This window comes from Nonomuraea antimicrobica (assembly GCF_039536965.1).
Lineage (GTDB): Bacteria > Actinomycetota > Actinomycetes > Streptosporangiales > Streptosporangiaceae > Nonomuraea > Nonomuraea antimicrobica.
Genome location: NZ_BAAAZP010000101.1, coordinates 146,301 through 159,489 on the forward strand (window position 1 = coordinate 146,301; position 13,189 = coordinate 159,489).

General features: G+C 68.2%; 17 protein-coding genes. 11 read left to right on the top strand and 6 right to left on the bottom strand.

Annotated features, from left to right (window positions below):
* Window positions 1-3 precede the first annotated feature (3 nt).
* Together ABD844_RS28625 and ABD844_RS28630 are read right to left on the bottom strand one after the other, a co-directional pair.
* Window positions 4-195: a ferredoxin gene (locus ABD844_RS28625; protein ID WP_344884664.1), complete on the bottom strand. Its 192-nt coding sequence runs from the start codon at window positions 193-195 to the stop codon at window positions 4-6.
* A gap of 7 nt (window positions 196-202) precedes the next feature.
* On the bottom strand, window positions 203-1,411 hold the full coding sequence (locus tag ABD844_RS28630; protein WP_344884667.1) for a cytochrome P450: 1,209 nt from the start codon (window positions 1,409-1,411) through the stop codon (window positions 203-205).
* Between the two features lie 98 nt (window positions 1,412-1,509).
* Between ABD844_RS28630 and ABD844_RS28635 the strand changes: the two genes are divergently transcribed.
* The 4 genes from ABD844_RS28635 (at window position 1,510) to ABD844_RS28650 (ending at window position 5,274) form a co-directional block, all read left to right on the top strand.
* Window positions 1,510-2,172 (top strand): TetR/AcrR family transcriptional regulator, encoded by a 663-nt coding sequence (locus tag ABD844_RS28635; RefSeq protein ID WP_344884669.1) that lies wholly within the window; start codon window positions 1,510-1,512, stop codon window positions 2,170-2,172.
* A 436-nt stretch (window positions 2,173-2,608) separates the two neighbouring features.
* The gene (locus ABD844_RS28640; RefSeq protein ID WP_344884671.1) at window positions 2,609-3,745 is read left to right on the top strand and encodes an MFS transporter; all 1,137 of its coding nucleotides are present in this window, start codon (window positions 2,609-2,611) and stop codon (window positions 3,743-3,745) included.
* A gap of 87 nt (window positions 3,746-3,832) precedes the next feature.
* Window positions 3,833-4,207 (top strand): hypothetical protein, encoded by a 375-nt coding sequence (locus ABD844_RS28645; RefSeq protein ID WP_344884673.1) that lies wholly within the window; start codon window positions 3,833-3,835, stop codon window positions 4,205-4,207.
* A 485-nt stretch (window positions 4,208-4,692) separates the two neighbouring features.
* Complete coding sequence (locus tag ABD844_RS28650; RefSeq protein WP_344884675.1) at window positions 4,693-5,274, top strand: GNAT family N-acetyltransferase; 582 nt, start codon at window positions 4,693-4,695, stop codon at window positions 5,272-5,274.
* Window positions 5,275-5,282: 8 nt separating this feature from the next.
* Here the strand turns inward: ABD844_RS28650 and ABD844_RS28655 are convergent, their stop codons facing one another.
* Window positions 5,283-5,462 (bottom strand): hypothetical protein, encoded by a 180-nt coding sequence (locus ABD844_RS28655; protein ID WP_344884677.1) that lies wholly within the window; start codon window positions 5,460-5,462, stop codon window positions 5,283-5,285.
* 70 nt (window positions 5,463-5,532) lie between these two features.
* On the opposite strand from ABD844_RS28655, the gene ABD844_RS28660 reads away from it, so the two are divergent.
* The 3 genes from ABD844_RS28660 to ABD844_RS28670 all read left to right on the top strand — a co-directional run bounded on the left by ABD844_RS28660 (window position 5,533) and on the right by ABD844_RS28670 (window position 6,818).
* Window positions 5,533-6,015, top strand: coding sequence for an SDR family NAD(P)-dependent oxidoreductase (locus tag ABD844_RS28660; protein ID WP_344884679.1), 483 nt, complete (start codon window positions 5,533-5,535; stop codon window positions 6,013-6,015).
* Between the two features lie 117 nt (window positions 6,016-6,132).
* On the top strand, window positions 6,133-6,600 hold the full coding sequence (locus tag ABD844_RS28665; protein WP_344884682.1) for a DUF1275 family protein: 468 nt from the start codon (window positions 6,133-6,135) through the stop codon (window positions 6,598-6,600).
* Window positions 6,594-6,818 (top strand): hypothetical protein, encoded by a 225-nt coding sequence (locus tag ABD844_RS28670; protein WP_344884685.1) that lies wholly within the window; start codon window positions 6,594-6,596, stop codon window positions 6,816-6,818. The genes ABD844_RS28665 and ABD844_RS28670 overlap by 7 nt, the downstream gene beginning before the upstream one ends.
* 491 nt (window positions 6,819-7,309) lie before the next feature.
* Here the strand turns inward: ABD844_RS28670 and ABD844_RS28675 are convergent, their stop codons facing one another.
* Complete coding sequence (locus ABD844_RS28675; RefSeq protein WP_344884688.1) at window positions 7,310-8,119, bottom strand: hypothetical protein; 810 nt, start codon at window positions 8,117-8,119, stop codon at window positions 7,310-7,312.
* Window positions 8,120-9,061: 942 nt separating this feature from the next.
* Between ABD844_RS28675 and ABD844_RS28680 the strand changes: the two genes are divergently transcribed.
* On the top strand, window positions 9,062-9,490 hold the full coding sequence (locus tag ABD844_RS28680; protein WP_344884691.1) for an integrase core domain-containing protein: 429 nt from the start codon (window positions 9,062-9,064) through the stop codon (window positions 9,488-9,490).
* Between the two features lie 110 nt (window positions 9,491-9,600).
* On the opposite strand, the gene ABD844_RS28685 is transcribed toward ABD844_RS28680, so the two are convergent.
* Window positions 9,601-9,870 carry a hypothetical protein gene (locus ABD844_RS28685; protein WP_344884694.1) on the bottom strand — a complete coding sequence of 90 codons (270 nt, stop codon included), beginning with the start codon at window positions 9,868-9,870 and terminating at the stop codon, window positions 9,601-9,603.
* A 71-nt stretch (window positions 9,871-9,941) separates the two neighbouring features.
* On the opposite strand from ABD844_RS28685, the gene ABD844_RS28690 reads away from it, so the two are divergent.
* From ABD844_RS28690 to ABD844_RS28700, 3 genes are read left to right on the top strand one after another with little or no spacing between them, the layout of a single operon-like run.
* Entirely contained in the window at window positions 9,942-11,039 is a 1,098-nt protein-coding gene (locus ABD844_RS28690) for a hypothetical protein (protein WP_344884697.1), read from the top strand.
* Complete coding sequence (locus ABD844_RS28695) at window positions 11,039-11,551, top strand: hypothetical protein (RefSeq protein WP_344884700.1); 513 nt, start codon at window positions 11,039-11,041, stop codon at window positions 11,549-11,551. The genes ABD844_RS28690 and ABD844_RS28695 overlap by 1 nt, the downstream gene beginning before the upstream one ends.
* Window positions 11,544-12,314, top strand: a complete 771-nt coding sequence (locus ABD844_RS28700) for a hypothetical protein (RefSeq protein WP_344884703.1) — start codon at window positions 11,544-11,546, stop codon at window positions 12,312-12,314. Before ABD844_RS28695 ends, ABD844_RS28700 begins: the two co-directional genes overlap by 8 nt.
* Window positions 12,315-12,648: 334 nt before the next feature.
* On the opposite strand, the gene ABD844_RS28705 is transcribed toward ABD844_RS28700, so the two are convergent.
* Window positions 12,649-13,189: integrase core domain-containing protein (locus tag ABD844_RS28705; protein ID WP_344884706.1), on the bottom strand; the 541-nt coding region annotated here is incomplete at its 5' end.

A 13,189-nucleotide genomic window follows, 5' to 3' on the forward strand; every position in this document is an offset into this window, starting at 1 on the left:
CGCTTACCCGATGTCGAGCGCCCCGCTGGGGCACAGCCGGACGGCCTCCGCCGCGGCCTCGCGCAGTTCCTCGGAGGGCTCCGATAGGAGTACAGCGACCAGTCCGTCGTCGTCCCCCTGGTCGAAGACCCCCGGCGCGGTGAGCGCGCACATGCCGGCGCTGATACAGACGGTGGTGTCGGCGGTGATCCGCATGCTCCACCTACCAGGTGACGGGCAGCGCGTGGATGCCGTACGCGAGGTTGCCGTGCTTGTAGGGCAGCTCGTCCACCGGCACGGCGACCCGCAGGGTGGGGATGCGCCTGAACAGGGTGGAGAACACGATCTCCAGCTCGACCCTGGCGAGGTTCTGCCCCAGGCACTGGTGCACGCCGTAGCCGAAGGCGACGTGGTGCCGGTTGCCGCGGTGAACGTCGAGCCGCTCGGGCTCCGGGAACACTCCGGGGTCCCAGTCGGCCGCGGCCAGCAGGGCGATGACTCCCTCGCCCGCGCGGATCCGGGTGCCGCTGAGCTCGGTGTCCTCGGCCGCGATCCGGGCGGTGACGAGGTCGGCGATGCTGAGGTAGCGCAGCAGCTCTTCGATGGTGTCGGGGAGCAGCTCGGGGTTCTCCTGAAGGGCGGCGAGTTGGTCGGGGTGCTCCAGCAGCGCCACGGTGCCCAGCGAGATCATGTTCGCCGTGGTCTCGTGGCCCGCGTTGAGCAGCATCAGGCACATCATGAGCAGTTCATCCCGGCGCAGCTCGCCGGCGGGCTCCAACTGCTCGGTGACCAGCTTGCTCAGCAGGTCGTCGCCGGGCTCCTGCTGCTTGCGGGTGATCAGGCCGTCCATATAGGCGCGCAGCTCACCCAACGCGGTCGCGAACTGCTCCGCGGTGCTCTCCCCTGACACGCCGACCTTGCTCCTGCTCTGGAAGAACTCGTGGTCATCGTAGGGCACACCGAGCAGCTGGCAGATCACCAGTGAGGACACGGGGAGCGCGAACGCCTCGACCAGGTCCACCGGCGGGGTCGTGGCGAGCATGTCGTCGAGCAGCCCGTTCACCGTGGCCTGGATGCCGGGCCGCATCGTCTTGATGCGTTTGAGGGTGAACTCCTGGATGAGCATGCGCCGGTAGAAGCTGTGCTGTGGCGGGTCCATCCGGATGAACGGCGGGCGCTGCAGGACCTGCGCCTGCCCCTGCAGGAGCGCGGGGAAGCCGGGGCGGGTGCCGTCGGCGCTGAACACCGGGCTGCTCAGCACGGTCCGGACATCCTCATACCGGGTCACCAGCCAGGCGGTGCCGCCGGTGGGCAGCCGCGCCTTGGAGACGGGTTCCTCGGCGCGCAGCCGCTCGTACTCCGGCGGTGGGGCGAACGGGCACTGCCGCTGGAGCGGGAAGCTCCGGCTGTCAGGAGCCGTGGTCCGGGACATCAGCATCTCCCTAAATGGAGGATAATCCTTCGTTTGCTGTGGACGGTAAGCTAGCACAATCGAAGGGATTCCCTCCACATCAACGAGATAGGTGCCGGTTGTCCGAGAACACGGCCCGACTGCGGGCGGACGCCCGTCGCAATCGCGAGCAGATCATCGCCACGGCCCGCGAGGTCTTCCTCGAGCAGGGCATCCACGCGCCGTTGGAGGAGGTCGCCCGCCGCGCCGGCGTCGGCATCGCCACGCTCTACCGCCGGTTCCCCGACCGCCACACGCTCGTCCAGCAGGTCGCCCTGGACAGCCTGACCCTGGTCGGCGAGGAACTGGCCCACGCCACCGCCACGCACCCCGACGCCTGGGGCGCTCTCGTTCAGCTCATACGCCGCCTGGTGGAGTTGCGGCTCAGCGTCATCATGCCGGTGCTGCTCCCCGGCCTGGAGGAGGACGCGCGCGGCGAGGGAGGAGCGCTGAAGGCGCGACGCAACCAGCTTTTCGAGCAGATGCAGCAGCTCACCCGCACCGCCCAGCAGGAGGGGCAGCTCCGCCGAGGCATCAACCCCATCGACATCTGGCTCGGCGTCATCAAGCTGTCCCGCCCGCTGCCCGTCATCGGTGCCGAGCTGAACGGGCTGATCATCGACCAGCAGTTGGAGCTGTTCCTCGGCAGCCTCCACGCCACGGCGCTGGACGCCTCCGAGCCGCTGCGCCGGCAGCCGCTGACCCTCGACGAACTGGACCGCCACCTCAAGATGGCGGAGTAGCCCTGTATGTGAAGGACACATCTCGCCCCGATCCGTGGGACCTCGACGTCGACGCCAGGGAGCTCAAGGTCACCCTGTGGTACCCGACCAAGCAGAGGGACGGGCAGCGGGCGCCGTACATGACGCCGCACCCACGGGGCGAACAGCGACAGCAGGCAGCGGGGCCGGCGACCAGGCCGCCGCAGAGTCGTCTGGCGACGTCAGAGGGTCGCCAGACCCAGCTTGCGTTCCCGCTGGCGCGGGCGTGGACCGCTGCCTGCCCGCCCACCTGTCGGTCTCCGCGGATGAATTCGGGTTGCGGTGAGGCTGGTGGGCTTGGTGGGGTATCTGCATGGACGGCGCCACCGAGCAGGTGCGATGGGCGAGAACCGGAAGAGACCGTAAGATCACGCGACCACCGGCTCAATGGCAGAGGCTGGCGGTGCTCGGGGCTCTGATGCTGGCCGCCCTCACGTTCAACACTGCGGAAAACCTGCCGGTCGGCCTCCTGGAGCTCATCTCCGAAGACCTCAGGGTGTCCCTGTCGGCGGTCGGTCTCCTGGTCACCGGTTACGGCGTGACGGTGGCCATCGCATCCGTGCCGATTGCCCAGGTCGTCCGGGCCGTACCCCGTCGCCATGTGCTCACGGGACTGCTGGCCGTGCTCGTGGTGTCCAGCCTCGTCGCGGCGCTGGCCACCTCCTACTGGCTGCTCCTCGTGGCGCGGCTGCTGACCGCGCTCGCCCAGGCTCTGTTCTGGGCCGTGATGGGACCGGTCGCGGTGGGCCTGTTCGCGCCCGAGGTCCGGGGGCGGGTGGTCGGGGCGCTGTCCGTCGCCGGTTCGCTCGCTCTCGTACTCGGCGTTCCCGCTGGGACCTGGCTGGGCCAGCAGAGCAACTGGCAGGTGCCCATCGCCCTGCTGGCGGTTCTGGGGCTTGTCTCTCTGACGACGATCGCCGTCCTGCTGCCGACTTCGCGCCCGGAAGAGGAGCCCGCCGCCTACGCGACCAGTCCCGACGTACGACGATTCGGGACGGTGCTGGCGGCCGGAGCGTTGTCCGCAGCCGGGGCGTTCACGGGATACACCTACATCATGACGTTCCTGGGAGACGTGAGCGGGTTCTCCCCGGGCACGGTCAGCGTCCTGTTCGTGGGTTTCGGTGTCGCGTTTCTGGCCGGGGTGAGCATCACTGGGGCGTTTCTGGACCGTTTTCCGCTGTCCGCGCTGGCTACCGCCGTGGCGACGCAGGCGGTGGGTATGCTCGGCCTGTACGCACTCGGCGCTCATCCGGTGGCGGCGGTGGTGTTTCTGATGCTGATGGGCGGTGCACTCGGGCCGGTGTTCATGACCACGCAGAACGCCATGCTGCACTGCGCGCCGGGCCGCACGGACATCGCCCTGGCGGCGAACTCCGGCGCCTACAACGCCGGCATCGCGGCGGGTGCCGCGCTTGGGGCACTGGTCCTGCCGCTCGCCGGGGCACGGGGCACCTTCCTCGCCGGCGGGCTGCTGACCGTCGGGGCCTGCGCAGCCCTCCTCGGCGGCCGGCTACTACGTGGGCACCGTCACGCAGAACGCTCAACACGCCGATGAGGAACGCCGACTCGTAGCCGCCGGTAGCTCAGACCACTCAGCGCGACGGCCGGCCGGCAGGTGCCGCATTCCACGCTGTCCACGAAGGTGGAATCGACGTGGACGTTCCGCTCGGCGAGCACCGCCAAGCGGGAAGCGCTCCCCCTCACGGCGGTCCGCTTCGCCCCACAAGGGCTGGACGAGTACAACCGCGCCAAGCCTGGATCGTCCACCCGGCTGCCGTTCTGGATCGAACGCAATCCCGGTGCTCCGGCGGCAGCCGTGAAGCCCATCCACCTGCAGATGTCCGTCGATGACGGAGCGACCTGGCGCGACGTCCGGGTCAGAGCCAAGAGCTCGGGCTGGACGGCGCAGATGACCAACCCGCACACAGCAGGCTTCGTGTCCCTGCGCGCCACATCGACCGACACCGCGGGCAACAGCGTCAGCCAGACCATCCACCGCGCCTGCGCGGTCGGATAGCCCTCCCCAAGGGGCGGTTTCTCCAAAGGCGTGAGCCTGATTCGCCGCAGTGAAGCCGCCCCTGCTTCGCCGGCATCCAACTCCAGGACCGCGGTGCCGGGTGGGCTGCTCAGAGCCCCGGCCATGAGCAACATTCTGCGCATCGGGGGTACATTGGCGGGATGAACGCGGCCGAACCCGACCTGGCCGCGCTCTCCCACGTCAGCGCCAAGAGGTCACCCGGCGTGGCCCCAGCGCCGACAGCCTCGCGATCCCGCTGGGATCGGCCCCGGCCACCCGCCAGGCGCAGCCACGGTCGTGGAGCCTGGCGGCAGGCGAACGCCACGACGCCCGGCCCGACACCACCCGGTGCCACGCGATCGTGTTCGTCACCGCGGGCCGACTGCGCATCGACCAGCACGACGGCCACTCCGACCTTGACCGAGGGTTCGTCCGCGTCGCCGTCGACTGATCAACCGCCGTCCACAGTCCTGGGAAAACCACTGATGAAGGTCACCACCACTACTCTCGAAATGCTGAGCGCCCCCGTAGGGGCCCCGCGCGCGTTGCCCGACGAAGTGCGCCTGGACCGTGCCCCCGCTGTCACACCCGAGTACGCCCGATTCCTCTACGGCCTGGTCGGAGGGCCGTGGCACTGGACCGACCGGTTGGGCTGGTCGCGCCGGCAGTGGGCCGAGGAACTGGCGGTCCAGGGCACGGAGTTCTGGATCCTGTACGGCGGCGGCCTGCCCTTGGGGTACGTGCACCTCCACCCCACCCAGGAGGAAGACGGGACCCACGTGGAGATCCGCTACTTCGGTCTGACCGAGCAGGCCATCGGCCGCGGCCTGGGCGGGCGGTTGCTCGAACACGGCATCCGCGCGGCGTGGTCGCTCCCTGAGCGGTTCGACCTCGCCGACGTCACCCGCGTGTGGGTGCACACCTGCACTCTCGACGGTCCGGCTGCTCTGGCCAACTACCAGGGCCGCGGACTGAGGGTCTGCGGTGTCGAGGAGACCGACGAATCGGTTGCCGATCGGCCGCTGGGTTCTTGGGCCTCCACTGGAGGGCCGGCCGAAGCAGCGTAGCTGGGGGTTTACCAGCAGCGGCCCTCGACCACCATCCTCAGACCGAGGGCGACCAAGGTCGTCCCGCTGACGGCGGCCAACGCGAGATACAAAACGATCTCTACGGCCACCTGGAACAACGCCAAGAGTGCGGTCGTGACCAGCAGTGGCTGGTCGGTGGGCAGGAACTGCGGATAGAGCGCGATCATGAAGGCAGCGGCCTTGGGTTGGCCAGCATCACCACCGCCCCTTCTCCAAAGGCCTTCCACCAGGTCCGCGGTGAGGCGGGGTGCAGGTCATGTTCAGTTCGCCGCACTGGAGGTGGGCCTGCTCGCGCGGACCGGCCAGGCACGACTGGACATCCTGGTCAACAACGCCGCCATCACCGCCGACTCGATCGAGACGATCACCCCGGAGGCGTTCGACCACCTGGTCGCGGTCAACACCAAGGCGCCGTTGTTCATCATCCAGCGGGTCCTGCCGCTGCTGAACGACGGCGGCCGCATCATCAACCTGTCGACCGCGGCGACCAGGATCGCGATGCCCGAGCAGCCGTACGCGATGGGCAAGGCCGCCATCGAGGTGCTCAGCCGCTCCCTCGCCCAGGTGGTCGGCGGGCGGGGCATCACGGTCAACGCCCTGGCGCCCGGCCCGACGGTCACCGACATGAACCCGTGGATGCTCGACAACCCCGAGGTCCAGCAGATGAGGGGCAGCGGTAACGCGATCCCCCGGGGCCGGGCTGGTTCCCTTGCCGAGTAGTCACAGAAGTAGCAATGTGTAACATTTCAAGTACGACAGGTAACGGGCGGTTGCGGGGGACATCGGTGAGCAAGGTGCAGGCGACGCGAGAGACTGGCACTTCGAGATTGGCTCCTCGTGGCGCTCTCCTTCTCCACAGGCATCTACGAGGCGATCTGCTTTCTCAGCTTTGGAAAGGTGTTCACGGCGGTCCAGACAGGAAACCTCGTGTTCCTCGGGATCGCCGTCGCGGGCACCGGCCCACCGGCGGGCCCGAATCCCCCGGGCGTGGTCATCTCCCTGGTCGCGTTCGCCGCAGGCGCCGCGCTGGCGATACCCATCCTGAGGGCGTCCGGGCCTGGAGTGTGCACCGATGAGGATCGCCGCCTGTGGCCACCCCGCGTGTCGGTCGCCCTCGCCGTCGGGCTGGTCCCGCAGATCATCTTCCTCGCCGTGTGGATGACGACCTCGTGGTCCGCCGTCGCGATCTACATCATGATCGCCGCGGGCGCGATGTCCATGGGCATGAGAATGAACGCCATCCGCTCGCTGCACGTGCTGGCTTGTCAACGACAGCCTTCACTGCCACCTACATCGCCATGGTGAGCGGTTCCGTCACCCTGACGCTCGGGCCGTCACCGGCGCGGGGCCTGATCGGGGGCTGCGCGGGCATGACTCTCGGCGCCTTGCTCGGAGACTGGTTGCTCAGCCACGCGCATCCTTATGCGCCGCTCGTGCCCTTGCTGGTGGTGGCGCTCGTCATCGTGATCGCCTGGGTATGGCTCGGGAGGCCACGCGGCATCGTCGAGCGCGAGGAAGGGTGAGACCGCGACCGGGCGCGGAACCGAGGCCAAAGGCGCTGGAGGCTCCATCCGATGTTTGCCGGGCGCGCTATCTGATCCGTGATCGGGATGGGAAGTACCCCGCCCCCTGGACGAGGTCCTCGCCGAAGCCGGCATCAAGACCGTACTCACGAGTGACACCGAACGCCTCAGCGCACCCATCCGGTGCGAGGCCACGGGTGCGGTAATGGCACCGACACGGTCACCTGCCCCGCCGGGCACACCGTCCCGCTCGCCGCCCCCGCAGGCCGTCACCGGCAACGCCGCGCCACCTTCACCGGCCTGTGCGCCGCCTGCCCCCGCACAATCGCTGCCCCACCGCCAAGACCGGCCGCGTGGTGACCATCCGCCCACACCACGATCTGCAAGCCCCCGCTCGCCGCCAAGCCACCACCGACCCCAACGGCCGGTACGTGTGCTCTGGCGCGTCGGGGAGGCGCACGCCCCCACGTCCTCGTCGCGTTAGATGGGCCTCAGCGCGCGGACCTCGTCCGCACGCCGGAGAATTCGAAGTCAAAGACCCTGTTGTTGACCTGAAGCCCGTCGACGGCGCCGACGAACGGGTTGTCCCTGCCCTTCGAGAACCCCAGGCTGAGGCTGACGACCGCGTTCGGCAGCCGGGTCTTGAGGTCGGCGAACGAGCACGGCGTGGCCTGGGTACAGCCGATGGCGGGCCCCGTGGCGCCTGTCGCGTACCACCTGCTTCCGGTCGCGGACGCATCGTACTGCTGCCAGACGTTGGGAGTGCGAGTCGCGGGAGCGGACGGGCTGGTAGAGGAGTCGGGCACGTAGACGAGGCTCGTGTACTCGGCGGTGCCCACGTTGGGATCGGCCTCGATGGTAATGGTCGGCAGGCTGACCCCGGCCAGGGAGTCGACACCCGCGAACACCCAGTACCTCAACGTGCCGATGGAGGAGAGCCGATCATCCGCGAAGATCGTCTCGTTACCGAACGCGATCTTGTCGTTGCCGCTGCCGACGATGACGCCGAGGCTGCCCTGGCCGTAGGGCGGCGCCTCGGTGGCCGCGAACGCGGTGCCCGTGCGCCCGTAGGGACCCTCCCGCAGAACCGCGTTCGGCCCGCCCAGGGTGTTACGGCCGATGATGCCCCACCGGCTGCCGGAGGCGAGGCCCGGCAAGGCCGCGTGGCCCGCCGCGGTGCCGGAATCGGCCCTTACCGACTCCGCGTCGCCGTACGCCGACAGGGGGGCGGCTATCAGCGTGGCCGCGCCCGTGATGATGAGGCCCGACAGCCGACCTGCCAGCAGTTTGAATGTGCTCATGAATCCCCCATAAAGGAAAGTGCTAATAAGGTCGCGCATATCGGACATATGATTGTTGGGTCCGATGGAGATCGCGGCCCATGTCATATCCTGCGAGAAAGTCGACTAAGCGCGATGAACGCCGATTTGGTGAGGACCTTAATCGCGCGGGCCGCCGGTGAGCATGGCAGGCCAAGTCGTCAGCGGAGGGTGCCACCATCGTGTCCCGCTCGGAAACCCGGTTTCGTGCTGTACTGGGATTTTGCTGCGCGCTCGGAACGGCTGCTGCGACCATCCCAAGGTGTTGTCATCGCTTGTCTACCGGTTGATGAGGGGCTTGTTCGACCTGCTGACGGTACTGGTCCGCGCTGATCTGTCGAAGGACGTTGAGCTGCTGGTGCTCCGTCATGAGAACGAGATGCTCCGCCGTCAGCTCGGCGGCCGGCCTCGGTGAGGTCACGCCGACCGGCTCTGGCTGGCGGCGTTGTCGCGGCTGGTCCACCGCCGCCGGTGGGCGGAGGTGTTCCCGGTCACCCCGGCGACGATCCTGCGTTGGCATCGTAGCCTCGTGGCGCGTAAGTGGACCTCCACGAACAGGAGGCGCCCGGGACGGCCAGGCACCCGCCCGCCGGTCAAGGCACTGATTACTCGGATGGCGCGGGAGAACCCCGACCTGGGGACATCGGAGAATTCAAGGGGAATTGGCTCGCCTTGGATACTCGATCGCGGCCTCCACGGTGTGGGAGATCCTGCACACAGTCGGCATCGATCCGGCGCCCCGCCGGGCGGGGCCGACCTGGCGGCAGTTCCTGACCGCTCAAGCCCACGCGATCATCGCGTGTGACTTCCTGGTGGTCGAGACGATGCTGCTCAAACGGCTGTATGTGCTGGTCTTCATCGAGCGCAGCACCCGGAGACTGCACCTGGCCGGAGTGAGCGCGCACCCGCCCGGGGGCATGGACGATGCAGCAGGCCCGCAACCTGGCCATGGATCTGGGCGATCGCATCGCCGGGCTGCGGTTCCTGATCCACGATCGAGACCCGCTCTTCACCTCCGCCTTCCGGGAGGTCTTCACAGCTGAAGGGCTGCAGGTCATCACCACACTGCTGCGGACTCCGAGAATGAACGCCATCTGCGAGCGCGTCATCGGCACCCTACACCGCGAACTCCTGGACCGGATCCTGATCCTTGATGAACGCCATCTGGCACTCGTGCTCAAGGAGTATCTGATCCATTACAACGGGCACAGGCCGCACCAATCGCGGTACCAGCGTCCCCCGAACGTCGCAACGCAACCCGCCCGGCACCTGACCGAACTCAACAACCTGCGATCCATCCGCCGAAAACCCGTCGTCACCGGCATGATCAGCGAATACCTACACGCCGCTTAACCGCAGCTCAGGCCACGTAACTCAATATTCGAGCGGCACAGGCCTTGAGGTGTCAGGGCGGTCAGTGACGTGCACATATCGGCCTTTCCTCGGACAAAATGGTAGAGCTCCTATCGCGGTTTGCCCGTGGCCTTCTCCTCGGCCTCGAGTTCGCGCGCCTTGTTGTCGAGCTTCCTGGCGTACGCCTCAATGTCGTCGCCGAGCGCGGTCAGGTCTTTGGTTGCGCCCATCAGTACTTTGTGGAACTCGGTCGCCGCGGGACCCTTCCAGTACTGCTGGAAGGGGAAGGTCATCCGCACTCCGTTGACCGGGCGGACCAAGTGGCCCGGGATGGCGCGCAGTGCGGCGGCGGCTTGCCGTAGCTTCTCGCTGTCTTTCATCGCATTTCCCCTCTGGTCGCCATGAATGATGGCAAACTGTGGGGATCTTTGTCAGCCGAGGAGTGAGCCGGTTGGGCGACGGGCGGATCATCGATCCGGAAAAGGTGCTGGCCATGGGTAAGGCCGCGGCCAAGGCCGCGATGGAGGTCGACCAGTGGGCCAGGCAGGCCGACGGCACCATCGCGAGCGTCCGGCACCTGGTCAAGGACGCGCCGGAAGTGCGCAGCAGGTCCAGGAAGGCCACAGGGCCGCTGACCCAGCAGGGCGGCGTGGCGGCGGGCAAAGCGATCAAGTACGTCGACGACCAGCGGGCCATCGACGAGCTGCGTACGTGGAAGTTCTGGATGCCGCAGCTGTCGAACGTCACCGACCCCAACCTGATCAAGGTCATCACATCTGACGAGTTCGGCTCCGTCCCCATCGGCGTCTCGGGCTACCTCCTTGAGAAGTTCAATCTTGGCGCCAGCGTGGCCGGGCCGAAGGGCCCGAACGCACAGATGCCCTTCGTCCCCCGCATGGACCACATCCCCACGCCCGGCCGGCCCGGGCTGAGCCTGATCTACCGCTCGGACTGGGCACCCATGATCGACAGGTCCGGCTGGTCGACGCAGGGCAACGCCAACTGGTCGCCGATCAGGTACCAGCGGCTCCCCAGCGGGTTGATGGTGCCCGCGGGCTCTGCTCCCGACCCGCGGCTCGCCTCCCGGCCACCGGGCTCGATGCCCCTGCCAAGGGGGTGGTCGAACCATCCCGGCCGCGGCATCGTGCCCAACCCCAACGTTCCCGTGTTCCGTACCAACGGCTGGCTGAAGACCGGCGGGAACGTGATGAAGTGGGGAGGGGCCGGGCTCACCGTCTACGGGGCCGGCTACAACCAGTGGCAGCAGGACAAGGCGTACCACCCCGAGATGAGCCGCAATGAACGCCTCGGCCGCGCCGCCGGGAACGCCGCCGTCGAGGGCGGGCCAGCCGCCGCGGGTGCGTTGGCGGCCGGTTGGGCCGGCGCAAAGGCCGGGGCCATGGGCGGTGCGTACGTGGGCGCGTTCTTCGGTCCCTGGGGCGCGACGATCGGTGGGGTCGTCGGCGGCTTGGGCGGAGGCATTGGCGCCGGGTTCGTCGGTAGCAAGGCGGGCGCCGCGACCGGCCGCTGGCTGAAGAAGCTGTTTTGATGGGAGCCATCGACGTGAAGACCGTGGAGGACTGGCAGGCCGCCAGTCCATGGCAGATCTACCACGACCAGGAAACCGGCGCGTCCCTGCCGGTGCCGCCCGGCTGGGAGGGCCTGCTCTACCCGGAGGTCAGGATCGCGCTCCGGCAGCCCGGCTCGGGCCCGGGTTTCCGTCCCAACGTGACGCTCACCGTGGAGCGCCCGCCCAAGGAGCTGTCGGAACTGCCCGACTACAGCCAGGCGCTGCTGCAGGCCATGGCGCTCACGCTGACCGACCTAACGGTGATCTCGATCGATCAGTACGAACGCTGGGGCGTCGAAGGGCGGCGGGTGCTCAGCGCCTACCGGAGCGGCATCTACGCGCTGGCCTTGGAGCAGTACTGGTTTCTCAAGGACGACCTGGTCACCTCCATGTCCGGCACCTGCGCCGTCGAGCAGCACGACGAGCTGGCGGAGACATTCGAGTACATTGTGGCGGGCACCGGGCTGGCGTCGAGGCTCCCCGATGAGTGACAACGCCCAGGTGAGACTCACCGACGCGGGGCTGCGGATGCTGATGGCCGCTGACCAGGACCCGTACCAGCGGAATGAGGTCGACCCTGAGCAGTTCGACCGGCTGGTGGGCGCCGGGCTGCTGGACGAGCGCGGCAGGGCGCTGCCGAAGGCGCAACCGGCGCTGGAGGCCATGCGCGAGCCTGTGGCCAGGCTGGCGATCGAGGCCGCCGTCGGGCGTACGGGGCGGCGCTGGTCCGCGGCCATCGGCGAAGCCCAGGCGGTCGTACTTGCACCGCCCGCTGTCGCGTTGGGCCCCGACGTCTCGGCGGCCGAGGTAGCGGCGTTCGACGAACCGCCACCGGAGGAGTTCGAGCTGCGGATCATGCCACCGGGTTGGGCGGTCGTGGACGCCTGCGCCTGGGCGGGCATCGGGCCGCGCCTGCAGCGGGCCGACCCGTTCACGCTGCCCACCGACGTGCTGCGGTGCCGCCTCGAAGACGCGGGCGTGCCGGTGCCGGACGGGATCGATCCGGAGCTGTGGGCCGAGCCCATGCTGATGTGGGACCTGACGATCGATCCCGGCGAGAGCACGGAACAGCCGGGCAGGCACGGGCTGCTCGTACTCGACACGGGCGCGACCGGGCTGTGGGCGTTCACCGCCACCCAGCCGGAGTCGCGTCTGGTGCCGTTGCCATCGTACGAGGTATGGCGGCTCATCCTCCGGGCCCTGCGGCAGGCGCCGCCAGGTGGCCCGGAGGAGTCTCACCTCCGGGTCGGGTAGGACCGCCGTTGCTGCGGCGGTCCCCCTAAGAACCGTGCGTGCGACTCATCGCCGCACACGGCTCAGGCAAGCCGCGAGGGCAAGCTGGCATATTGAAGCGAACTGGGGCTCTGGCCGTCGGGTCGAGTTCGGTCCGGCTGGCAGTGAGCGTGTATGAGACGGACTTGATGATCCAGCGTGTCGCCTTCGGTGGTTGCGATCGCGTGTTTCGTGATCGCTTTGCGGGTGGCGGTCAGCCATCGTTCCCATTCGATGGGGGATCTCGGCTGGTGATCGGCGTGGAGAAGGTAGTCCCCGCAGAGCGGTGCGGGTGCCGATTAATCATCCGGCCAGGTCAGGCGGCATGCCGATACTCCTTCAGCACACGACCAAGTCGGTCATGTCGGCGGATGTCGAGCTGTGCGACTCCAGCGGAGGTGGAGGCGGTGTCGGGAAGTGACCGAAGCGGAGCTGCCTGCCGGAGAGCGCGGTGCGGCCGATGTGAGTTGTAGAAGGTCTCGAACTCACGCAGCGTGTGGAGGAGATGGCTTTGGTTCCAGATCAAGGTCCGGTCCAGCAGTTCGCGCCGGCAGGTCTGGATCCAGCGCTCCATGATGGAGTTCATCCGTGGCATCCGGACACCGCTCTTGACGATACGTACTGCGGCATCGGCCAGCACCGCGTCGAAGGCCGCAGTGAATTTGGCGTCCCGGTCGCGGATGAGGAACCTGGCCGTGCTACCCACATCCTGCAGATCCATGGCAAGGTTGCGGCCGAGTTGGGTGACCCACTGCCCGGTGGGGTGCGCGGTGACGCCGAGGACTCGGATACGGCGGGTGGCGTGCTCGATGACCGCCAGAACATACAGGCGGGCGCCGGTGAGGGTACGGACCTCG